This window comes from Hymenobacter actinosclerus (assembly GCF_900111515.1).
Lineage (GTDB): Bacteria > Bacteroidota > Bacteroidia > Cytophagales > Hymenobacteraceae > Hymenobacter > Hymenobacter actinosclerus.
In genome coordinates this window covers 289,812-312,212 of record NZ_FOHS01000004.1, presented here as the reverse complement: position 1 = coordinate 312,212, position 22,401 = coordinate 289,812, and the positions used below count along the sequence as shown (strand labels likewise).

General features: G+C 59.8%; 21 protein-coding genes. 9 read left to right on the top strand and 12 right to left on the bottom strand.

The window, feature by feature from the left end:
* Window positions 1-115: 115 nt before the first annotated feature.
* Window positions 116-1,246 (bottom strand): cysteine desulfurase family protein, encoded by a 1,131-nt coding sequence (locus tag BMY67_RS16080; RefSeq protein WP_092773531.1) that lies wholly within the window; start codon window positions 1,244-1,246, stop codon window positions 116-118.
* Window positions 1,247-1,456: 210 nt separating this feature from the next.
* On the bottom strand, window positions 1,457-2,845 hold the full coding sequence (gene glmM, locus BMY67_RS16075) for a phosphoglucosamine mutase (protein ID WP_092773529.1): 1,389 nt from the start codon (window positions 2,843-2,845) through the stop codon (window positions 1,457-1,459).
* A gap of 169 nt (window positions 2,846-3,014) precedes the next feature.
* Here glmM and mazG point away from each other — a divergent pair, with 169 nt between their 5' ends.
* From mazG to BMY67_RS16030, 9 genes are all read left to right on the top strand, one after another.
* The gene (gene mazG / locus BMY67_RS16070; RefSeq protein ID WP_092773527.1) at window positions 3,015-3,845 is read left to right on the top strand and encodes a nucleoside triphosphate pyrophosphohydrolase; all 831 of its coding nucleotides are present in this window, start codon (window positions 3,015-3,017) and stop codon (window positions 3,843-3,845) included.
* A gap of 287 nt (window positions 3,846-4,132) precedes the next feature.
* A complete protein-coding gene (locus BMY67_RS16065) occupies window positions 4,133-5,032 on the top strand; it encodes a MotA/TolQ/ExbB proton channel family protein (protein ID WP_245745068.1) in 900 nt (299 codons plus the stop codon).
* Window positions 5,033-5,102: 70 nt separating this feature from the next.
* A complete protein-coding gene (locus BMY67_RS16060) occupies window positions 5,103-5,729 on the top strand; it encodes an ExbD/TolR family protein (RefSeq protein ID WP_092773523.1) in 627 nt (208 codons plus the stop codon).
* 77 nt (window positions 5,730-5,806) lie between these two features.
* The gene (locus BMY67_RS16055) at window positions 5,807-6,265 is read left to right on the top strand and encodes an ExbD/TolR family protein (RefSeq protein WP_317040352.1); all 459 of its coding nucleotides are present in this window, start codon (window positions 5,807-5,809) and stop codon (window positions 6,263-6,265) included.
* Window positions 6,262-7,092 carry an energy transducer TonB gene (locus BMY67_RS16050; protein WP_245745067.1) on the top strand — a complete coding sequence of 277 codons (831 nt, stop codon included), beginning with the start codon at window positions 6,262-6,264 and terminating at the stop codon, window positions 7,090-7,092. The genes BMY67_RS16055 and BMY67_RS16050 overlap by 4 nt, the downstream gene beginning before the upstream one ends.
* A 248-nt stretch (window positions 7,093-7,340) precedes the next feature.
* Complete coding sequence (locus tag BMY67_RS16045; RefSeq protein ID WP_092773517.1) at window positions 7,341-8,177, top strand: energy transducer TonB; 837 nt, start codon at window positions 7,341-7,343, stop codon at window positions 8,175-8,177.
* 202 nt (window positions 8,178-8,379) lie between these two features.
* Complete coding sequence (locus tag BMY67_RS16040) at window positions 8,380-8,634, top strand: hypothetical protein (RefSeq protein ID WP_092773515.1); 255 nt, start codon at window positions 8,380-8,382, stop codon at window positions 8,632-8,634.
* The gene (locus BMY67_RS16035) at window positions 8,624-9,580 is read left to right on the top strand and encodes a PstS family phosphate ABC transporter substrate-binding protein (protein ID WP_092773513.1); all 957 of its coding nucleotides are present in this window, start codon (window positions 8,624-8,626) and stop codon (window positions 9,578-9,580) included. The genes BMY67_RS16040 and BMY67_RS16035 overlap by 11 nt, the downstream gene beginning before the upstream one ends.
* 34 nt (window positions 9,581-9,614) lie before the next feature.
* Window positions 9,615-11,234, top strand: a complete 1,620-nt coding sequence (locus BMY67_RS16030; RefSeq protein ID WP_092773511.1) for a tetratricopeptide repeat protein — start codon at window positions 9,615-9,617, stop codon at window positions 11,232-11,234.
* Between the two features lie 97 nt (window positions 11,235-11,331).
* Here BMY67_RS16030 and BMY67_RS16025 read toward each other — a convergent pair whose 3' ends face one another.
* The 10 genes from BMY67_RS16025 to BMY67_RS15980 all read right to left on the bottom strand — a co-directional run bounded on the left by BMY67_RS16025 (window position 11,332) and on the right by BMY67_RS15980 (window position 22,362).
* On the bottom strand, window positions 11,332-12,447 hold the full coding sequence (locus BMY67_RS16025; protein ID WP_092773509.1) for an RluA family pseudouridine synthase: 1,116 nt from the start codon (window positions 12,445-12,447) through the stop codon (window positions 11,332-11,334).
* A gap of 130 nt (window positions 12,448-12,577) precedes the next feature.
* Entirely contained in the window at window positions 12,578-13,210 is a 633-nt protein-coding gene (locus tag BMY67_RS16020; protein WP_092773507.1) for an OmpH/Skp family outer membrane protein, read from the bottom strand.
* A gap of 37 nt (window positions 13,211-13,247) precedes the next feature.
* Window positions 13,248-13,934, bottom strand: a complete 687-nt coding sequence (locus tag BMY67_RS16015) for an OmpH/Skp family outer membrane protein (RefSeq protein ID WP_092773505.1) — start codon at window positions 13,932-13,934, stop codon at window positions 13,248-13,250.
* A 42-nt stretch (window positions 13,935-13,976) separates the two neighbouring features.
* Window positions 13,977-16,511 (bottom strand): outer membrane protein assembly factor BamA, encoded by a 2,535-nt coding sequence (gene bamA / locus BMY67_RS16010; protein ID WP_092773503.1) that lies wholly within the window; start codon window positions 16,509-16,511, stop codon window positions 13,977-13,979.
* A 6-nt stretch (window positions 16,512-16,517) separates the two neighbouring features.
* The gene (locus tag BMY67_RS16005; RefSeq protein ID WP_092773501.1) at window positions 16,518-17,264 is read right to left on the bottom strand and encodes an isoprenyl transferase; all 747 of its coding nucleotides are present in this window, start codon (window positions 17,262-17,264) and stop codon (window positions 16,518-16,520) included.
* Between the two features lie 156 nt (window positions 17,265-17,420).
* Window positions 17,421-18,191 carry a type IX secretion system protein PorG gene (gene porG, locus BMY67_RS16000; protein WP_092773499.1) on the bottom strand — a complete coding sequence of 257 codons (771 nt, stop codon included), beginning with the start codon at window positions 18,189-18,191 and terminating at the stop codon, window positions 17,421-17,423.
* 44 nt (window positions 18,192-18,235) lie between these two features.
* The gene (locus BMY67_RS15995) at window positions 18,236-19,126 is read right to left on the bottom strand and encodes a DUF6089 family protein (RefSeq protein WP_092773497.1); all 891 of its coding nucleotides are present in this window, start codon (window positions 19,124-19,126) and stop codon (window positions 18,236-18,238) included.
* 125 nt (window positions 19,127-19,251) lie between these two features.
* Window positions 19,252-20,145, bottom strand: a complete 894-nt coding sequence (locus BMY67_RS15990) for an NAD kinase (RefSeq protein ID WP_092773495.1) — start codon at window positions 20,143-20,145, stop codon at window positions 19,252-19,254.
* A gap of 34 nt (window positions 20,146-20,179) precedes the next feature.
* Entirely contained in the window at window positions 20,180-21,661 is a 1,482-nt protein-coding gene (locus tag BMY67_RS15985; protein WP_177189872.1) for a POTRA domain-containing protein, read from the bottom strand.
* Between the two features lie 14 nt (window positions 21,662-21,675).
* Complete coding sequence (locus BMY67_RS15980) at window positions 21,676-22,362, bottom strand: CBS domain-containing protein (RefSeq protein WP_092773491.1); 687 nt, start codon at window positions 22,360-22,362, stop codon at window positions 21,676-21,678.
* Window positions 22,363-22,401 lie beyond the last annotated feature (39 nt).

The following is a 22,401-nucleotide window of genomic DNA, read 5'->3' as shown; positions in this document are numbered from 1 at the left end:
TGCTGACGACCCTAATTGATTGGGCTGTCAGCACGAAAGTCTCCCCTCTCACTTCTCTGTACTCACGTCTCATGTCTCACATCTCACATCTCACTTCTCAATACTCACTTCCCAACTAAGCATACATTTTCGCCAGCTGCTCCACGGCGTAATCCACCTCGGCTTCGGTGTTGTACTTGCTCATCGAGAAGCGGATGGTGCCGCGGGCGGGGTCGCAGCCCAGGGCGCTGAGCACGTGCGAGCCGGCGTTGGCACCGCTGGTACAGGCCGAGCCGCCCGACACGGCCACACGGTTGATGTCGAGGTTGAACAGCAGCATCTCGTTGAACGCGGAGGGCGGCAAACTCACGCTCAGCACCGTGTACAGGCTCTGGCCGGCTTCGGCCGAGGTGCCGTTGAATTCCACGCCCGCAATTTCGGCCCGCAGCTTCGAGATGAACCGGTCTTTGAGCGCCTGAATGTGGCGCTGGTGCTCGTCCATGTCGCGGTAGGCAATTTCGAGGGCTTTGGCCAGGCCCACAATGCCGTATACGTTTTCGGTGCCGGCGCGCTGGTTGCGCTCCTGCGAGCCGCCCTGAATCAGCGCGTCTACCGTCTGGCCGGCGCGGCGGTACAGGAAGCCCACGCCTTTCGGGCCGTGGAATTTGTGGGCCGAACCGACCAGAAAATTCACTGGCAGCTGCTGCACGTCGTGCTTGTAGTGGCCCATGGTCTGCACCGTGTCGGTATGGAAAACGGCCTGATGGCGGGCGCAGATTTCGCCGATGGCGGCCAGGTCGTTGAGGTTGCCGATTTCGTTGTTGGCGTGCATCAGACTCACGAACGTGCGCGGGTTGGTGGCCAGCAGTTCTTCCAGATGGGCCAGGTCGAGGCGGCCCTGGGCATCGTGGCGCAGGTAGCTGAGCTGCATCTCGCCGCTTTTTTCCAGCGCCTGCATGGTGTGCAGCACCGCGTGGTGTTCCAGCTTCGAGGTGATGCCGTGCCGGAGGCCCAGCGTGCGCACAGTGCCGCAGGCGGCGTAGTTGTCGGCCTCGGTGCCGCCCGAGGTAAACACGATTTCGGCCGGCGCGGCATTGATGAGGTGGGCTACCGTTTTGCGGGCGTTTTCGATGGCGGCGCGCACCTGCCGGCCGGGGCCATGAATGCTGCTGGGGTTACCGTAGTGAGTTTGCAGAAACGGCAGCATGGCCTCCAGCACCTCGGGGTCGAGCGGAGTGGTGGCGGCGTTATCGAAATACACGTTCATGGACGGGGCAGAAAGGCAGTAAAACCAGCCGGAAAAGTCGGCCAGCCGAATTCAGCCACAAAAATAGCGGATTCGCGGCGGCTACCGAACCGGGCCGGCCGGGTGCCGGCCCCAGGGCTGCCGGCATCCGGGCACAAAAAACCGGCCGGCAGCCCACCCAAAGGGCTTACTGCCGGCCGGTTTATTTTTGCCGCACTGCTAGGCAGCAGGTTAGTGGCTGATGATTTCCTTGATGTCGGCGATGATTTTGTTGGCCAGATGGTCGGCCGTGGCGTTGGATTCCGACTCGGCGTAGATGCGGATAATCGGCTCGGTGTTCGACTTGCGCAGGTGCACCCACTCCTTGTCGAACTCGATTTTCACGCCGTCGATAGTGTTCACTGGCTGGCTGGGGTAACGCTTCTCCATCCGGGCCAGCACTTGGTCGGTATCGATTTCGGGCGTCAGCTCGATCTTGTTCTTCGAGATGAAGTAATTGGGGTACGAAGCCCGCAGGTGCGTCATGGGCAGGCCGAACTTGGCCAGATGGCTCAAAAACAGCGCAATGCCCACCAGCGAATCGCGGCCGTAGTGCAACTCGGGGTAGATGATGCCCCCGTTGCCCTCGCCGCCGATAACGGCCTGGGTTTCCTTCATCTTGTTCACCACGTTCACCTCGCCCACCGCCGAAGCCGCGTACTGGCCGCCGTGCTTTTCGGTTACGTCGCGCAGGGCGCGGGTGCTGCTCAGATTGCTCACGGTGTTGCCGCCGCCCAGCTGGCCCAGCACGTAGTCGGCCACTGCCACCAGCGTGTACTCCTCGCCGAACATACTGCCGTCTTCGTTTACCAGCGCCAGCCGGTCCACGTCGGGGTCCACCACAATGCCCACATCAAAGGAGCCCTTCTTCATCAGATTGGCAATGTCGCGCAGGTTTTCGGGCAGCGGCTCGGGGTTGTGGGCGAAGTCGCCGGTGGGCTCGCAGAACAGCTTTTCGATGGTCGTGACGCCCAGCTGCTCCAGCAGCATCGGCACGGCAAAGCCCCCGCAGGAGTTCACCGCATCGACCACCACCCGGAAGTTTTTGGCCTGAATGGCGGCCTTATCCACCAGCGGCAGGGCCAGAATGGCGTCGATGTGCTGTTGCAGGAACGTGTCGTCGGTGGCATAGGTGCCCAGCTTGGTAACGGGCGCAAAGTCGAATGCCTCCGAGTCGCCCAGCGCCAGCACCTGCTGGCCGTCCTGGTCGGAAATAAACTCGCCCTTGTCGTTGAGCAGCTTCAGCGCGTTCCACTGCTTGGGGTTGTGCGAGGCCGTGAGGATGATGCCGCCGCCCGCGTTTTTAGCCGGCACGGCCATTTCGACGGTGGGCGTGGTGCTCAGGCCCAGGTCAATCACGTTGATGCCCAGGCCCTGCAACGTGGCCGAAACCAGCCGGCTCACCATGTCGCCCGAAAGGCGGGCGTCGCGGCCGATAACAATGGTATTGTTCTGCGTTTGTTGCAGCACCCAGGTGCCAAAGGCGGCCGCGTACTTGACAACGTCGATGGGCGTCAGGCCTTCGCCGGCCGCGCCGCCAATAGTACCCCGGATGCCGGAAATAGATTTGATAAGTGCCACGGAAAGTGCTGCTGAAGGTAGATGGGGCAAAATGACCCGTAAGCGGCCGCAAAAGTAACCAGTAGCCGCTGCTTTCCCTACGTAATTAACAACCCGGCCGGACGAGGCCGGCCCGGCCACTGCCTGACCAGAGGAGCCCTATCTCCGGGCCCTGTGTATATTTGGCCTGATGGAAAACCCCGCCCCTACTTCCCGAACTGAACAGTTGGCTGCTTTTGGCCGCCTGCTCGACGTGCTCGAACGCCTGCGTGCCGAGTGCCCCTGGGACCGGAAACAAACGCTCGAAAGCCTGCGCCACCTCACCATTGAGGAAACCTATGAGCTCAGCGACGCCATCATCCGCCACGATTTACCCGACCTGAAAAAGGAGCTCGGCGACGTGATGCTGCACCTCGTATTTTACGCTAAAATTGCCAGCGAGCAGGGCGCCTTCGATATTGCCGACGTACTTAACGCCCAGTGCGAAAAGCTGATCTTCCGCCACCCCCATATTTATGGCGACGTGCAGGCCGAGACCGAGGAGCAGGTAAAGCGCAACTGGGAGCAGCTAAAGTTGCGCGAGAAAGGCAACACTTCGGTGCTCGGCGGCGTACCCGCTTCTCTGCCGGCGCTTATAAAAGCCATGCGCATCCAGGAGAAGGCCCGCGGGGCGGGTTTCGACTGGGAGCAGCCGGAGCAGGTGTGGCAGAAAGTGCAGGAGGAACTGGCCGAATTCGGCGACGAGTTTGCCGACGCGGCCGCCCCCGCTGATGCCGCCCGCAGCGAGCGGGCCGCCGCCGAGTTTGGCGACCTGCTGTTTTCACTCATCAACTTTGCCCGCCACGCCGGCATCAACCCCGAAGAAGCGCTGGAGCGTACCAACCGGAAATTCATTCAGCGTTTTCAGTATCTTGAAACTCAATCGGCCCGCGAAGGTCATCAGTTAGCCGACTTATCACTGGCGCAGATGGACGTGTATTGGGAGGAAGCGAAGCGGCTGACGGGACAACAAAGCGCCTGATTTTTTAGGACAAACTGCTTTTTTTTGCGGATTATGTCGGTTTAGCGCGTTTAAACCCGATTTTCTTTTGGTAGCAGTCAGCTTTTTTAAGTAGGTTTGCCAAGGCTAGCCTGGCTTCATCTATCATTTTGCCGTCAACATCGTCTCCTGTTTCTTCCTGAACGGGCCGCGGCCGTAACGCAAATAACTGGTCCGGGCATCAGGCAGCCGACCCTCTTTTTTTACCATTTTTCAATTTTCAACAAGCACCTCAACCTTTCACCAACAACCCCTAATTCTCCGGACCAATGGAACAAAAGAATGCTATGAACAAGCCCGCGGCCCGGCCCGCCGCTACCGCTACGCCAAAAGGCGATTCTCGGGGCAGCGGTTCGTCCGCATTTGCCATTATTGCCATCATCGCGGCATTCATCGTAAGCGTAGTTGTCTACGTTTTCATATTCGGTAACGGTAGCCACTTCCAGGGCGGCGACAACGCTAACAACCCCATCGCAGGCGACTACTTCGGCGTAGTGTACAAGGGCGGTCCGGTAGTACCGGTTCTGATGACCATGTTCCTGCTGGTAATTATCTTCTCGATTGAGCGGGCCCTGACCCTGAGCCGTGCCAAAGGTTCGAAGAGCATCGAGTCGTTCGTGCGTACTATTCGTCAGAAGCTGAACGTGAACGACATCACGGGCGCCATTGCCACCTGCGACCAGCAGAAAGGTTCGGTAGCCAACGTAGTGCGTGCCGGTCTGGTGAAGTACCAGGAAATGTCGCGCGACCGTCATCTGGAGAAAGACCAGAAAGTGTTGGCCATCCAGAAGGAAATCGAGGAATCGACGGCTCTGGAGCTGCCCATGCTGGAGAAAAACCTCGTTATCATCTCCACCCTGGCTTCTATTGCCACGCTGGTAGGTCTGATTGGTACGGTACTGGGTATGATCAAGGCCTTCTCGGCACTGGCCCAGGGTGGTGCTCCCGACGCAGTTGGCCTGGCCAACGGTATCTCGGAAGCCCTCATCAACACGGCCCTCGGTATTACGGGTTCGGCTCTGGCTATCGTAGCCTACAACTTCTTCACCAGCAAGATTGACGAGCTGACCTACAGCATCGACGAGGCTGGTTTCAGCATCATTCAGACCTTCTCGGCTCAGCACGGTGCCACCGAGCACAATGCCCCGGTTACCACGACGACCATCTAGTTTTAGCGCCTTAGTGCACTAAAACCGTGAGATGTTCGTTTCTGAATCACGCGTTTAACCTCCTCCAGCAATGCCTAAAGTAAAGCCTCATAGAACCTCCCCGTCGCTCGACATGACGCCGATGGTGGACTTGGCCTTCCTGCTGGTGACTTTCTTCATGCTCACCACCAAGTTTGCCCCGGAAGAGGCCGTGGTGGTGGACACGCCTTCTTCAACCTCCGAAATCCGCCTGCCCGAGTCGCACGTGCTCACCGTAGCCATCGACAAGGACAAGCGCATCTTCTTCGGCGTCGGCGACGACGAGATTAAGGATGAGCTGCTCAAGCAGGTCGGAGCCAAGTATGGTGTAAGCTTCACGCCCGCCCAGACGCAGGCTTTCCGCGGGGCTGGTGCCAGCTTTGGCACCCCCATCGAAAAGCTGCCCGCTTTGCTGAGCCTCGACCCCGAGCAGCGCAAGCTGGTGAAGCAGGATGGCATTCCGGCCGACTCGCTCAACAACCAGCTGATTGAATGGGTGGTTACCGCCCGCTCGCTCAGCCAGAAGCAGTTCAACACCGCTCCTTACATTGCCATTAAAGGCGACGGACAGGCGGATGTGCCGACGGTGAAGAAAGTCATCAAACTGATGCAGGAGAAGAACATTAACCGGTTCAACCTCATTACCGACCTCGAAACCAAACCGGTGGCCGGTAAGTAACCCGCACAGAAATCATGGCAGAAATACAACCTAAAGGCGGCGGCGGCGGAAAAGGCGGGAAAAAGCGGGCGAAAAAAATGTCGACCAAAATCGACATGACCCCGATGGTTGACCTGGCCTTCCTGCTGCTGACCTTCTTCATGCTGACGACCACGTTCAGCAAGCCCACCGTCATGGAAATCAACATGCCGGTGAAGCCCAAGGATGAGGCAGAGAAGTCGGAGATTAAGGCCTCCAATGCCTTCACCGTGCTGCTTAGCGCCGACAACAAGATTTACTACTACGACGGCCTGCTCAACAATGAGACCAAGCCCGAGCTGAAGGAATCGAACTACGGGGCCGATGGCATCCGGAAAGAGCTGCTCTCCCGTCACAGCAACCCCGATCTGGTGGTGCTGATTAAGCCGGCCGACGACTCCAACTACAAAAACATGGTCGACATCCTCGACGAGATGAACATCACCAACCAGAAGAAATACGCGCTGGTGGACATTTCGAAGGCTGATGAAGACCTGATTAAATCTTCTGGATTATGATGGACAACACACAGTTGGCCGCTGCCTCCCTCGACGACATCGTCTTCGAGGGGCGCAATAAGGCCTACGGGGCTTACATAATCCGGCGGGTGTACGGCAAGCACGTAACCCGGGCCGTTTTGATTTCCGTTGCCATCGTTGCCCTTCTGATTGCCTTCCCGCTGATAGCGCGGATGCTGAAGAAGGAAGAAGTGGTGGTGGAAGACAAGATGCTCAAGGTGAACGAGCTGATGGAAGCGCCCCCGCTGGACAAAAACATCCCCCCGCCCCCCCCGCCCCCACCACCGGAGGCGCCACCACCGCCACCACCCAAGCTCTCCACGATTAAGTTCACCCCACCCGTCGTGAAAAAGGACGAGGAGGTGCGCAAGGAAGAAATTCCGGATCAGGAGGAGCTCAAGGAAAAAGTAGTGGCCGCCGTTACGGTAAAGGGCAACACCGACAACCCTGCCGACCTGAAAGGGCTGGAGCCCGGCGAGGGCACCAAGGCAGTGGAGACGGTGGTTGAAACCAAGCCGTACACCTATGTAGAGCAGATGCCGGTATTCCCCGGCGGACAGGAGGCTCTGCTGGCGTACATCGGTAAGAACACCAAGTACCCGGCCATGGCCCTGCGCAACCAGGTGGAAGGCCGTGTATTCGTAAAGTTTGTAGTGGGCCCCGACGGATCCGTTTCGAACGTAGAAGTGCAGAAAGGCATTGGTGCCGGTTGCGACGAAGAAGCTATGCGGGTTGTTAAAAGCCTGCCCCGCTTCACGCCGGGCAAGCAGAATGGCCGGGCAGTATCGGTTTACTTCACCGTTCCGATTACCTTCTCCATTAAGTAACCCCGGTTAGCCGTTTGCGGCAACTGAATTCCTGAACCCCGAATCGGACGCTCGTCTGGTTCGGGGTTTTTGCATTTGTGCGAGCGTAGCCGGGGTTAGCCAGTATCCGATCTGAAAAATATAGTCGGCGTGCATACTACCGGGTGGCGGCTGCGCGTTTAGTTCTTGAAAGCCAGTGCAGCAGCCGAGGGCAGGAGGAATGGCTTGAGAAGTTTATCCGCGTTTCGTTCACTTAACTTCTATAAGCCATGACCGTCAACACGCCCATTACCCTGCCCTCGCTCGACGACATCGTGTTCGAGGGCCGCAACAAGGCCTACGGAGCCTACGCGCTGCGCCAGCTTTACGGCCGCCACCTGCTGCGGGCCGTTACCCTGGCCGTCGCCCTTACGGCCGTGCTCATTGCCGTGCCGATAGCCACGAGCTACTGGTGGCCACCGGTGGTGGTGGCCGCGCCCATCGTGCCCGACGGGCCAATATTCGAGGTGATGCCTCCGCCTACCATTGCGCAGCCGCCCGTAACGAAGCCCCCGGTTTCGCAGGCTACTATTACGCTGCGCACCGAGCTCAGCCAGGATCTGCCGCCTACTATCGTGGAGGACACCAAGGTGCAGAAGCCCGAGCAGCCTGCTATAGCCGCGCCGGCCGTTGATGGTCCGGTAGCGCTGGGCAACATCAACCGTGATGGTACCGGTGGCTTTGCCGACAAGGCCGGCCCCGACGCGCCGGGCAACGACACGGCGGCCAACACGGCCGCACCAGCCGTTATCAAGCCCTTTGTTTCGGTGGAGGTGATGCCCGAGTTTGCCGGGGGCCAGGCAGCACTGGCCAAGTACCTGCAGCGCAACCTGCACTACCCTACCCAGGCCCTGAAAGCAGCCGTAGGCGGGCGCGTATTTATTGCCTTCACGGTAAACACCGATGGCTCTATTACCGATGTGGAGGTGCTCAAGGGCCTAGGCTACGGCACCGATGAGGAAGCCAGCCGGGTTATCCGGCAAATGCCGGCTTGGAAGCCGGGCTACCAGAACAACCGCGCCGTGCCGGTGCGCTACAACCTGCCCATCACCTTCACCTACCAGTAACCCTGGCCTGCGCCGCAGCAGGCACTGCAGCGCCCAATTCAGCCCTTTTTTGTAGCTGGCACCCAACTGGTAAAATAACCGGTTGGGTGCCGACGTTTCTGCCTACCAGCAAGCGGGGGCAGCGGGCGTCCGAACAAAAAGCTTCTATTTTTACGTTTGATCCTTTTGCGGGGCTTCTCCGCTTTGCATACCTCCTTTCCCCATGTCTGATCTGCCTCCCACCCACGAACGCCTTAAGCGCCCCGGTCAGTCGCCCGGTTTGGTGCGCTACTTCACCCTGTTTATGGCGGTGCTGTACGTAGCCCTGGGCGTAAGCCTGTGGCTGGTACCGGCCGGTATGCTGCGGCTCGACGAAACGGCGCGCCAACTGCTGGCCGTCATCTTCGTATTTTACGGAATCGTTAGATTTGTCCGCACCTATCAACAGTATTTCAAAAAAGACCGCGATGAAGCATAGCATCCTTACGGGCCTGACGGCCGGTTTGCTCGGGGCCTTTGGGCTGGCGGGCTGCAACGGCGGCAGCAAGTCGCCGGGCGCTACCGATACTCCTACCAGCGGGGCTATCAGCATCGGCGTTGATGAAACATTTGCTCCCATTATCAAATCGGAGGTCGATACGTTTCAGAAGCTGTACCCGGGGGCGCAGATTCGGGCGTTGTATAAGCCCGAGCGCGACGTGATGCAGGCATTCATGGACGACAGCGTCCGGCTGGCCGTTGTATCGCGCCAGCTCACGGAAAGCGAGAAGGCCAGTTTCAAAACCCTTCAGATTGAGCCCCGCGCCATCCGCATCGGCGTCGATGGGGTAGCCATCATTCTGCACCCCAGCAACCCCGACTCGCTGCTGACCACGGCGCAGCTGCGCGGTATTTTTACGGGCCAGCTAAAGCAATGGAGCCAGGTTAGCGCCGGCAACAAAAAAGGCGAGATTACGGCCGTTTTCGACAATAACAACTCCAGCACCGCCCGTTTCGTGCAGGATTCCATCACCCGCGGTACGGCGCTGGCCAAGGGCATTTTTGCCTCCGAGTCGAACCCGGCCCTGCTTGATTACGTTGCGAGTCATCCGAATGCCATTGGCGTAATTGGCGTGAACTGGATTTCGGACCGTGACGATAAGGGCGTGCAGAAGCTGCTTGAGCGCGTGCGGGTAGCGGGCATCAGCCCCAAAGCCGCCAACAACACCCCCGACGACTACGTGCAGCCCTACCAGGCGTACCTGGCCCAGAAGACATACCCGTTGCGCCGCGAGCTGTACGTTATCAGCCGCGAGGCCCGGGCCGGTCTTGGCACCGGTTTTGCATCCTTCGTGGCAGGCAACAAGGGCCAGCTCATCATGCTCAAGTCCGGCTTGATGCCCGCCACCGGCCAGGTTCGTATCATTGACGTGAAATCGAACTGATTTTTTTCCTTACCCTACACCAACCCTTTCTCTTATGAACATTAAGCCCTGGAAGCTCACCCTCCTCGCTGCTTTATCTGTTTCCGGCACTGCCGCCCTGGCCCAGAACACGGCCGTCGATAAGGCGCTGCAAATGGAGCGCTACAATGAAGCCCGGTCTACGCTTCTTCGGCAGGGACAGTCCAACGAAACCTCGTTCCAGTTGGGCCGCCTGTACCAGATGCGCGAAATGCCCGATTCGGCTGCTTACTACTTCAGCCGCGTCAGCTACGACAAGAAGGAGCCCATGACCATGATTGCCGCCGGCCGTGCCGCGCTGGCCAAAGGCAACGCCGCCGAGGCGCAGGCCAAGTTCGACGAAGCCGTTAAGGCTTCGAAAGGCAAAGACCTGAACGTATTCACCATGATTGCCCAGGCCTATGCCGAGTCGGGCACCAAGGACGTTACCAAGGCACTGGAGTACGTGAAGGAAGGCGAGAAATTCGCCGCCAAAACCGGCAAAGACGATGCGGGCCTCATGATTGCCCGCGGCGACCTGTATCAGAAGATTGAGACGGGCGGCGGCGAGGCCATGAACAGTTACGAGCGCGCCAACACCGGCGAGCCGAACAACGTGCAGGCTTACGTGCGTCGCGGTCAGCTCAACCTACGTTCGCGCAACTACAACGCGGCCAAGGAGAACTTTGAGAAGGCCATCAGCATCGACCCCAACTACGCCCCGGCTTACAACTCCCTGGCCGAAACCTACTACTTCGCCGGTCGTTACGACGACGCGCTGGCGCAGTTCCAGAAGTACACCACGCTGGCCGAGAAATCGACCGAAACCACGGCTAAGAACGCGGCCTTCCTGTACCTGACCGAGAAGTACCCCGAGGCCATGGTGGAAATTGATAAGGTGCTGGCCGCCGACCCTAATAACCTCGCCATGAACCGCATCAAGGCCTACTCGCTGTACGAGATGGGCAAGAATGATGAGGCTATTGCCGCCATGCAGCAGTACATGACCGTGGCCAAGGCCCAGGACAAGCTGATTCCGGAGGACAACGTGTACTACGGCAAGATGCTGATCAAGGGCGGCAAAACGGCCGAGGGTGCCGCGCTGGTGGATGCCGCCATCAAGGCTGACCCCAAGAAGGCAGCAGAACTGCGCAAGGAGCTGGCCAAGGCCTACCTCGCAGCCAAGGATTACCCCAAAGCCATTTCGACCTACCGGCAGATGATGCAGGAGAGCGGCGGTGGCGAGCTGACCGACAAAGTGTACTTGGCCCGGGCTTATGAGCAGAACGAGCAGTACATGCCCGCCGACAGCCTCTACGGTGCCTTGCTGAAGGAGCGCCCCGAGTACGTGCCTGGCTACCAGATGCGCGCCCGGGCCAACGCCAACCTCGACCCCGACTCGAAGAAGGGCTTGGCCAAGCCGTACTATGAGGAGTACATCAAGATGGCCAACGCATCCGAAAAGCCGGAGAGCTACAAGTCGGGTTTGGTGGAAGCCAACAAGTACCTGGGCTACTACTACTACCAGAAGGGCGACAAGACTGCCTCGCTCCCCTACTGGCAGCAGGCCCTGGTGCTGAACCCCGCCGACGAGCAGGCTAAGACGGCGGTAGACGCCATCACGAAGCCCGCCAAGGCCCCGGTTCGTCGCAAGTAAGCAAAGTACTTCGGCAGTCTGCTCTTACAGGGTGCCGAAAAAGCAAAGGCCCGCTACTTCGGTAGCGGGCCTTTTTTTGTCTCTCGGGGTAGCGTTATTAACCGGCGGCCTGCTCTCCGGCATACTGCTCCCACAGTTCCAGCACGGTCGCGAAATCGGTGGGCAGCTCGGCTTCAAACTGCATAAACTCGCGGCTGATGGGGTGTTCGAAACCCAACGACTTGGCGTGCAGGGCCTGGCGGGGCAGCAAAGCCAGGGCTTTTTCGGCAAAGGCTTTGTAGGCGCCGGTGCGCTGGCCGTACACCACCCGGTCGCCGCCATACGTGGCGTCGCCGAACAGCGGGTGCCCGATGTGCTTCATGTGCACCCGGATCTGGTGGGTGCGGCCGGTTTCGAGGTTGCACTGCACCAGCGCCACCAGCCCGAAGGATTTGAGCACCTTGTAGTGCGTAACGGCAGTACGGCCGTACTCACCTTCGAATGGAAACACCGCCTGCACCTTCCGGTCTTTGATGCTGCGGCCGATGTTGGTGCTGATGGTACCCACTGCTGCGGCGGGCACGCCCCACACCAGCGCCAGGTAGGTGCGCTCGATGGTGTGATGGAAGAACTGGTTCGACAGATAGGTCATGGCGTACTCCGACTTGCCAATCACCAGCAGTCCCGACGTGTCCTTGTCGATGCGGTGGACCAGGCCAGGGCGCACCTCGCCGTTGCGGCCGGTGGGCAGGCTGGCCAAATGGTGCGCCAGGCCGTTGACCAGCGTGCCCTGCCAGTGGCCGAACGCCGGATGCACGACCAGGCCGGCGGGCTTGTTTACCAGCAGCAGCTCCGGGTCCTCGTAGCGGATGTCGAGGTCCATCGGCTCGGGCGTTACCTTGAACTCGCGCGGCGGCTCGGGCAGCGTTACCGTTATAACGTCGAAGGGCTTGACGCGGTAGTTGGACTTTACCGCCCGCTCGTTTACCTGCACGGCTCCGGCCAGAATAGCGTTCTGGATGCGGGTACGTGAGGTTTTGGGGATGCGCTGAAGCAGAAACTTATCCAGCCGCAGCAGTTCCTGCTTGCGGTTGGCCTGAATGCGGTGGTGCTCATACAGCTCGTCGCCGCCTTCACTTTCGTCTTCGTCCTCCTCTCCCGGCTCCTCAGTGCGGGCCTCGTTGGCCGGGGGTTGGGCGAAGTGCGGGGGAAATTCGTCTTCCAGTTCTGCCATGTAGCGGGGTAGTCGGTGGCCGGGAATGGGCGCGGCTGTGCAATATGGCAGGCCGCAGGGGCAAACAGCAGCAGCCGGGACAAAAGCCCCGGCTGCGCATACAAAGCCCTGAAGTAACTCGCCGGGGCGCTTACTTCTTGGTTTTAGTTTTGGTTTTGGTGGCGGCGGGCACTGCCGAAGGAGCCGGAGCGGCCGGCGTGGTTACCTTGGCGGCACCAGCGGCACCGGGCGTGATACCCATTTTCTTCAGCACCAGATCCGAAATGTCGCCTTCCTTGGGGCCGTGCAGCAGCACCGGGCTGGCACCGTCCGAGTTCAGCACGTAGGTGTAGCCGTTTTCGGTAGCTACGGCGTCAATGGTCTGCTGCAGCTTGTCGAGGGCGGGCTTGAGCAGGGTCTGCTGCTTCTGCTGCAACGACGTTTCGGCGTTCTGCTGGAACTCCTGAATCGACTGCTGCAGGTTCTGCAACTCCTTCTGCTTATCGGCGCGCACCGGGTCGGGCATGGTGGCCGCACCTTTCTGGAAGGCTTCGCCCTTGGTCTGGTACTCGGCGTACTTGGTGTCGAGCTGGTTTTTAAGCTGGGTGCTGTAGTCTTTCAGCTGCGACTCAATCTGCTTGCTTTCGGGCATCTGGCTCAGCACGTACTCCACGCTGGTATAGCCAATTTTCAGCGGCGCCTGGGCCAGCGACGCAGTAGCCGTAGTGAGGGTAAGGGCGGCAATGGCCAGGGCAACGCGGATTTTCTTCATGGTGGTCGTCATCAAAAAAGGAAAAAGTCAGAGAGTTAGATGCGCAAAGTTACTTCTTTCGGCTGGCCGGGCGCGCGGGCCGCGCCGCTGGCCGGCCCGGGGCCGGCTCCTCGGTGTCGGCCGTTGGTGCCTCGCCGGCCGGGGTGGTGGGTGGCGTAATGGTTTTCACCGGACCCTTCTGGCCGGGCTGGTTGGCTTCGGGCGAAGCCAGCCCCAGTTCCTCGAGTACGAATTCGGTGTAGTCGTGCACGGGGTTGGTGTAAAGCATGGTCAGGTCGCCGGCCTTGTCGAACACAATGGCCAGCTGCTTTTTCTTGGCCACCTTCTCAATGGCCTCGAATACCACATCCTGCACCGGCTTGGTCAGCTCCTGCCGTTTGCGGAACAGCTGTCCTTCGAAGCCGAAAATCTTGTTGGTGTTGGTCTTGATTTCCTGCTCTTTGGCCAGAATTTCATCCTGGCGCTTTTTCTTCATGGCTTCCGTCAGAACGACTTCTTCGGCCTGATAATTCCGGTGCAGCTTGTCGAGTTCCGCTTTCTGGTTTTCCAGGTCTTTCTGCCAGTTGGCGGCCAGCGTATTCAGCTCCTGCTGCGCCTGCCTGTAAGCCGGCATCTTGCCGAGAATAAACTCGGAGTCGACGTAGCCGAACTTCTGCGCCTGCGCCGCGGGGATACCGCCCAGCATTACCAACAACAGGGCCAAAATGGCCGAAACGCGAAAAACGAAGTGGTTCATGTTGCTGAAAAAGTGGTGGCCGCGGCCCGCCCACCGCTGGCGCTACCGAATCTGCTGGCCGATGATGAAGTGGAAGATACCGTTCTTCTGCCCCGAACCGCCCGCTACGCGCGGCACCTGGTCGAAGCCCCAGCCGTAGTCGAAGCCTAGCAAACCGAATGCCGACATGAAAACACGGGCACCTACGCCCGCCGAGCGGTAGAGCTTGTAGGGGCTGTAGTTGCTGTAGTTCTCGAACGAGTTGCCCGCCTCGGCGAAGCTGAGCACGTACACCGTGGCCGCCGGGTTCAGGCTGACCGGATAACGCATCTCCATCACGAATTTATTGTACACCACGCCGCCCGCCGAGCCCTGCCGCGAGGCCGGCAGCGAATTCTGGTCGTTGGGGTCGGCGTAGCCACGCAGGCCCACGTACTCGGTGCCCGCAATAAAGTTGGTGGAACCACCGTAGCCCAGACCCGAGCCACCCAGCTTAAACCGCTCAAACGGCCCGATAGGGCGGCTGCTGTTGTAGCTGCCAATGAAGCCAAAGTGCGCCCGGGTATTGAGCACGAGCTTGCCTACGACTGGGGTAAACCACGAAGCGTCGAACATCCACTTATGGAACTCAACCCACTCCACTACGCTGGGGTGCGAACCCGGAAACAGCGAGTAGGGCGGCGTCAGGTTTACGCTCAGCGCCAGCGAGGAGCCGCGCCGCGTGAATGTAGGGTTGTCGATGCTGTTACGCGCCAGCGTGGTGTTGAGGGTGAGGTTGGTAGCGTTGCCGGTGCCCGACGGGAAGAAATCGGTACCCAGGCTGCCGTAGTTCTTCAGCTTGTACTGGGTAACCGACAGCGCATTGCTGAGCGTGAAGTAGTCGTCGGGCCAGCGCAGGCGGCGGCCCAGGGCCACACTGGCGCCGTTGGTTTTAAGCGAACCCGAGTTGATGTCGAAGTTGCTGCCGTTACGGAACACGGTTTTAGTCAGGCTCACCGACAGCGAGTTGGGCTTGCGCCCGCCCAGCCAGGGCTCGGTGAACGAGAACGAGTAGGCCTGGTACTGCGGACCGTTGGCCTGCACGTTCAGGGCCAGGCGCTGGCCGTCGCCGGCCGGCACGGGCGTCCAGTTCTTCAGGGTAGCGGCTTTGCGCAGCGAGAAGTTGTTGAACACCAGACCTACCGTACCGATAAAGCCGGCATAGCCGCCCCAGCCGCCCGAAAGCGTAATCTGGTCGGAGGGCTTCTCCTCCACCGTGTAGTTGATGTCCACGGTACCGTCGGCCTGGTTGGGCACCGGGTTGAGGCCAATTTTCTCGGGGTCGAAGTAGCCCAGCGTAGCCAGCTCGCGCTGACTGCGAATCAGGTTTTCGCGGCTGAACTTGTCGCCTGGCAGCGTGTAGAGGGTGCGGCGCACCACGTGGTCGGAGGTTTTGGTGTTGCCCGCAATGCGGACCTCCTTCACCCGGGCCTGCACGCCCTCGGTTACGCGCATTTCAATATCGATGGAGTCGCCCTCCACCCGGGTTTCCACCGGCTCGATGTTGAAAAACAGGTAGCCGTCGTTCATGTAGAGCGACGTTACGTCTTGGCCGGTGGGGTTGTAGTTCAGGCGCTTGTCGAGCGTTTCCTTGCTGTACACGCTGCCCTCCTTGATGCCCAGCACCGAAGCCAGCGTCTTGTCGTCGTAGAGGTAGTTGCCGTTCCAGCTGATGTTGCGGAAGTAGTACTTCGGCCCTTCATCCACCCGCACGGTCAGCTTCAGCCCATCGCCCACCCGCGTAAGCGAATCCGACACGATGGTGGCGTCGCGGTAGCCCTCGGCGTTGTAGAAATCGAGCAGCTTCTGCTTGTCGTCGGCAAATTCCTTGGCCTGATACTTCCCCGAGTTGAAGAACTTGGGAAACTTCTTCTCCTTGGTTTTTTTGAACTTGCCCTTCAGCTTGCCATCCGAGAAGGCCGTGTTGCCCACAAAGTCAATCTCCTGGATTTTTACCTTGGGGCCTTTGTCCACGTTAATGGCCAGCACCACGCTATTCGACAGCGACGAATCGGGCCGCTGCACAATGTTGACCTTGGCGTCGAGGAAGCCTTTGTTGGTGTAGAACTTGCGCACCTGGGCCCGAGTGTTGCTCAGCAGCGCGTCGGTTACCACCTTACCCCGGATGAGCTTGATCTTGTTTTTCAGCTCCTCGCTCTGGCCCTTGCTGATGCCCTCGAACACGAATTTTGACAGCCGGGGGCGCTCCTTGAGGTTGAAATCGAGGAATACCCGGGTGCCTTCCACGCGGGCAATGCTCACGCTCACGTCGCCCAGAATACCCTGGTCCCAGAGCTTGCGGATGGCCCGGCCGATTTCCTCCCCCGGAATAGTGATGGGGTCGCCCACCTTCAGGCCCGACAGACCGATGAGCGTGTTGGGGTCGAGGTAGCGGGCGCCGCTGATGGTGATGCCGCCCAGCGTATAACGCTGGGGCTCGTCGGCATTGGTACTGGCGGCTGGCGCAGCTACCTGGGCCAGGGCCGTAGTGAGCGGCGCCGTGCCCAGCGTAAAGGCCAGGGCGGCAACCGGAAGAATCTTATGGTAGGGAGAACTCATCTGCGATTACGAAACGGTTAGCTGCTCACTGGTTTTACCGAACCGACGCTCCCGCTGCTGGTAAGCCCGCAGAGCGTCGTAGAGGTGCTGGCGTCGGAAATCGGGCCATAGCAAATCGGTAATGAACAGTTCCGTATAGGCCAGTTGCCACAACAGGAAATTACTTATGCGCTGTTCGCCGCTGGTGCGAATGAGCAGTTCGGGGTCAGGGATGCCGGCAGTGGAGAGAAAGCCGGCCACGGTGGCTTCGGTCACCTGTTCGGGCTGCAATCGGCCCGCCGCTACTTCCGTAGCAATGCGCCGGCTGGCCTGGGCCAGGTCCCAGCGGCCGCTGTAGCTCAGGGCCAGGATCAGCGTCATGCGGGTACCGGCTTTGGTGAGCTCCATTGCTTCGGCCAGCTCCTTCTGGCACGAGGCCGGCAGGTTGTGAATCTGCCCGATGGCCTGCAGCCGGATGCTGTTTTTGAGCAGTGTGGGGGTTTCCTTGCGGATGGTATGCACCAGCAGCTGCATCAAGGCCGTCACTTCAATGGCCGGGCGAGCCCAGTTTTCAGTCGAGAAGGCATAGAGCGTCAGGTAGCGCACACCGGCTTCGGCCGCGCCCTCCACCGTCTCCCGAACTGCCGTAATGGCACTCTGGTGGCCGAAGATGCGTAAGCCGCCTTTCTGCTTGGCCCAACGGCCGTTGCCATCCATAATAATGGCAACGTGGGCAGGAATATTTTGGGAATCAATCTCGGACCGGACGGCCATTGGCGCTTTTTGCGTAAAGAGGTCGCAAGTTACGTAAATGGTTGCATTACTTACCCCGTAATACTGACTGCGGCCACTACGCGCCAAAAGCAGCAGCCCCCACCACGGCACGTAGCGGGGGCCGGTTGGCCGGTTGGGCTTCTGCAAGCCCCGGGGTTACTTCTTTTTTGCCTTATCGTCGCGCTTATCGGGGCAGTGGATTTTGTAGAAGGTGTACGAAATGCTCAGCCCGTTGTAGAAATACCAGTCCTGGTCGTGGGGGTTACCGATTTCGTCGGTCTGCCCGCGGGTTTTACCATCGATATGGTCTAGGTCATCGGTGAATGTCTTGCGGGCTCCCACCTCCAGGCCTAAATTCCAGTGCGTGGAAAGCGCGTACTTGAACCCCACGCCCACCGGCACTGCCAGACTCAGTACACTGGCCTTTTTATCCAACGACGGAAAAGCATTGCTCTGCACATCGGTATTGGCATAGAAGCCAGCTACTCCCACAAACACGTACGGCGTAAAATGGACCTTGTCCTCCCGGTTGTGGTAGTCGAAGAAATTGTATTCGATACCACCCGACAGTTCGAGCAGGCTCCCTTTCAAGTGAGAGTCGCGGTAGGCCGACAGTGGCGGCTGGTTGCCGTTGAGGCCCTTCACATTGCGGTCGTCGGCCCGTAACATACCACCCGTTAACGCCCCCCGCACGGTAACGGCGCCCGTAAGGTCGCGGCGGTAGAAAGCCGTCAGGGCCGGGCGGTTGTTGCGAAACTGGTAGTGTGGGGCCAGTTCGCCCTTGTACACCAGCCCGCCCACGCCCAGCCCGATTTCACTGGTAGTCTGTGCTCCGGGGTTTTGAGCCTGCGCCGCTTGGGCAAAAAAAACACTCCCCACCGACCCAAGGCCGATAAGGAGCGTTTTAAAAGAGGTTGCTTTTATCATTAGACTGACTGGCAGTTAGGTAATACGACAGCCAGTACGAATGGCTACCGGAATTTAGGATTGCGGACCTTAGGAGCGAGGATGTAGTTTACCGAGATACCCAGCGTAGTGTACCAGTCCTTCTCGTTGCTCTTGCCGCGCATTTCACCACCCTGCTGGCTGATGTCATATGTGCCCGGTACTTTGGCAGTACCCTTCGTTGCATACCAACCAAAATACTGAGCATCAGTCCCGCTAAGCTTGCTGACATCACTGACGTAGTTAGTGCTTACATCGTCCAGATAGTCGGTAAACGTTTTACGGAAGCCTAATTCCAAGCCTACATCGAAGCTCTTGTTAAGCTTGTAACGAGCACCAGCACCAAATGGAATTACAATCTGCGTGAGTCCATAAGCCTTAGCCTGACCCTCAGTTCTCAACGGCTGCAGGGCTACGATATTGCCCGCTTCATTCTCACCCTTGGGATTGTGGTGAATCACGCCCACTCCACCGAACAGATATGGAACGAAGTCAGGCCGCTTAATATAGTTGTTGCGGTTTTCGACCAGATCGAAGATACCTACTGCAGCCAGCTCCAGAATATCGTTGCGGAAGTTCATGTTCCGGTTGTAGCGGAACTTGGCATCCTGGTCATTCTGATCAGCGGCTTTGGCGTCGGAGCCCGTGATGCGGCCGTAGGAAAGCGAGGCGCGGGCCGAAACCCGGGGCAGGAAGCGGCGCGTGAATGTCAGCCCGATGTTGGGGCGGGTGGCACCGGCCCGGAAGCTGGGAATGCTGGGCTTCGGCGTGATATCACCGAAGTAGTTCATGGCATTCAGCGATACACCAACCGTGTTGTACTGCTTACGCTTGCTGAATTGCTGCGCATCAGCCTCCGATGCCAGCATCGTGAGAGCTAACAGCGGGGCGGCGGTAAGGGCGAAAAACTGCTTCATACTCAGGCGTTATTTAAAAATAGCGGTTCCGGGGAGAGAGCCGAGAACTGTAAAAATCACAGTTTCAGCCGAAGACAAAAGTAAGGCTTCGTGGGAACTAAAAAAAGAAATGTCCAAAAAAAGGCTCAAACTGGTACTTCGGCAGGATTCCTCCGGTCGAGGCCCCAGTTCAATTTGCTGCGCAAGGTACTCAGGAAGTTGACCTGATTGAGTTTAACTAGCTGAGCGTTGAAATTTTCCCGACGAACGGCTACCTGAATGCCGGCTTCGACGGTGCGGGAGCGGGAGTCGAGCGACAACAGAAAGTTGTTGCTCCTACCTTCAATTTCGAAGGAAATCACACTCCGGTCGGGCACAATCAGCGGCCGTACGTTCAGATTGTGAGGGCATACGGGAGCAATAACAAAATTGTTCGTCTGGGGCAGCATTACCGGTCCGCCGCAACTAAGCGAGTAGCCCGTCGAGCCGGTGGGCGTGGCCACAATCAGGCCATCGGCCCAGTAAGAGTTCAAATACTCCCCATCGATATAGGTGTGCACAACAATCATCGACGAGGAGTCGCGCTTGAGGATGCTGAACTCGTTGAGGCCAAAATTGATGTCGCCGAACGTGTCGGGGTCGGTATCGACGCGGATGAGGCTGCGGTCTTCGAGAACGAAGTGGCCCTTGAACAGCGCGTCGATGGCCGGCAGAATGGTGTCGGGCGAAATGGTGGCCAGAAAGCCCAGCCGGCCGGTGTTGATACCCAGAATCGGGATTTGCAGCGCCCCCACGTAAGTAACGGTATCGAGCAGGGTACCGTCGCCACCGATGCTGAGCACGAAGCGGCAGCCAGCCAGCGAATCGGTGCGGCCGAAACGGGTGATGCCCTCGGGGATGCTCAGGTACTGGCTGAGGTAGTCGTGGAAGCTGTGCTCGATGCGAATCTCGGCCTGGCGGCGCACCAAATCGTCGAGCAGGGCTTGCAGCACGGGCGCCTGCTGCTCGGCAAACGGCTTGCCCAGAATAGCTATTTTCATACTGACAAGGTAGCGTGAGCGGTTTTAAGCAGCATCAGATGGGAAACTGGGTGCGGAAGAATACTCCGCCCTGCTGCTCGCGGGTACGGGCATATTCGAGCGTAAACACCCAGTCGTAGTAGGTAACCAGGTGCAGGCCAACACCGGCCGAGGCCAGCAGGCGGTTGGGCAGCTGGTTGGCGGCTGGCACCGTTCGTTGCCCGACGTAGCCCACATCGGCAAAGGTATTTAAATAAAAGGCCAGCGGAATGTTGTTGAAACGGCTGCTGGGCACGCCATTAAGCCGGACCCGGCCCAGGTCGAGCAGGCGGAGCGAGAGGCCCTGCTGCAACAGGGCCAGCCGGCGGCCGTCCACCACGTAGGCGTCGTAGCCGCGCACGAGCAGGTCGTAGCCCAGGGCGCGGTTGTCGGGGTAGGCCAGGGCGCGGGCCACGCGCAGCTGGGCAGTGGCCCCCACGGCGTAATAGAACGGACCACCCAGGGCCAGGTAGCGGGCGTAGCGGCCGCGCACGCTGAGGCTGCCGGGGGTACGGCCGTCCAGAAACGAGCGGTAGCCAACCTGCAGCTGGGCATACTGGCCGCTGAGCGGGTAGGCGAAGGTGTTGCGGCGGTTGAGCGTGGTGGTGAGGTTGAATTCGAGGTACTCGCGCCGCGGCCCGTTGAGGAAGTAGCGGGGGTTGTAATAGAGAACCGAATCGGAAACCTGCTCGCGGTGGTAGGAGGCATCGAGGGCGGCCAGCAGCTGCACGGTGCGCCGCCAGCGCAGCCCCACGGTGGCGTATTGGCGCTCGATGGGAAAATCCGCGTCCTGGCGCAGGTTGCGCAGGCGGTCGGCGCTGGTGGCGTAGTCGAGGGCGTGGCTGCGGTAGTAGGAGTAGCCGGCTCCGAAGCCTATCCGGCGGCGGCGGCCGTAGCCGGGGGCCTCATAAAACAGCTCGTATTTGCGGTTGAAGCCCAGCTGCAGATTGCCCAGCAACTGCTCGTTGCGCCCCCGGAAGTTGCGACGCACCAGGTGCAGGCCGTAATCGACCCGCTGCCAGCGGTCGGCCCGGTCGAGCCAGGAGCGGAAGTTGCGGTCGGCCAGCGAGAAGATGGGCACCGGAAAAATATACCAGCGCTCCTGGAAGCTGTAGAGGACCGTCAGCTCGCCGTCGCGGCACACGGCCTTCACCAACACCTGATGAAACAGCTGCAGGTTGAAGAGGCGCCGGCGGTTGCGTTCGAGCTGGCGGGCCAGGGTGGCGGCGCTGAGCGTGTCGCCCTCAGTGAAATCGAGCTCGGCCCGCAGCACCACTTCCTTGGTTACCTTATTGCCCACGAAGAGCACCCGCCCCACCCGCAGCCGGGTATAGCCGGGGCACTGGGCCTGCACGAGGCTGTCGGGGCCTACGCGGCTCAGCGTGTCGGGCAGCGGGGCCGTGAGCAGCCGCGCCCCGGCCGGGGCAGGGCCGGCCGAAACGGATGGGGCCGCCCACCCGAACAGGCCGCTCAGCACCAGCAGAAGCGAAATCAGCACCCTGGTCAGCCGGCTCAGACGTTGAGGTAGCGCAGCAGGGCGTCGTAGCGCTGCTGTTCGTCCTCGTCGGGCTCGCCGGCCCCGCTGAACTGGGCCGTGATGGAGTAGTTGAACCGCTCCAGCGTGGCGATGATGCGGGCCAGGTTGGGCGTGTTTATTTTGAGCGTGAGCCGGATGCGGTAGGGGTCGTGCTCGTCCTGGGCCACGTGGGCACTCAGGATTTTGGCATCGTTTTCCTCTACGTAGCGGCTGATCTGGGTGAGCGAGTAGTCGCGCTCCTCCATCGAAAGCACCAAAATGCCCAGCTGCCCGCTGGCCACCGGCACCTTGCCGAAAGCGGCCAGCGTGTCGCCGATGGTTACCACGCCCAGGTACTCGCGCTGGTCGTCGAGCACGGGCACGAGCTGGATGTTGTTCTGCACGGCCAGCTCGATAATATTGTAGAAATGCTGGTCGTGCTGCACGTGCACATCGGCGTACTGCAGCTGCAGGCTGCCGAGCAGGCGCTCCTCGCTGCCCTCCCTGTCCTGGTCGAGCAGGTCCGATTCGGTGACGAGGCCGCGGTAGAGGCGGTCGTCGAGCACCGGCAACTGGCCCACATGGAATTCCTCCAGCCAGCGGGCGGCCTTCTCCGTGGAGTCCGTCACCTTGAGCGGCGGCACCAGCGGGTTCAGTAAGTCTTCGGCGAGGATGGAGTTCATGAGCAGAGCAGAAAAGCAGGTGCTGGCCGTATAAGCCCG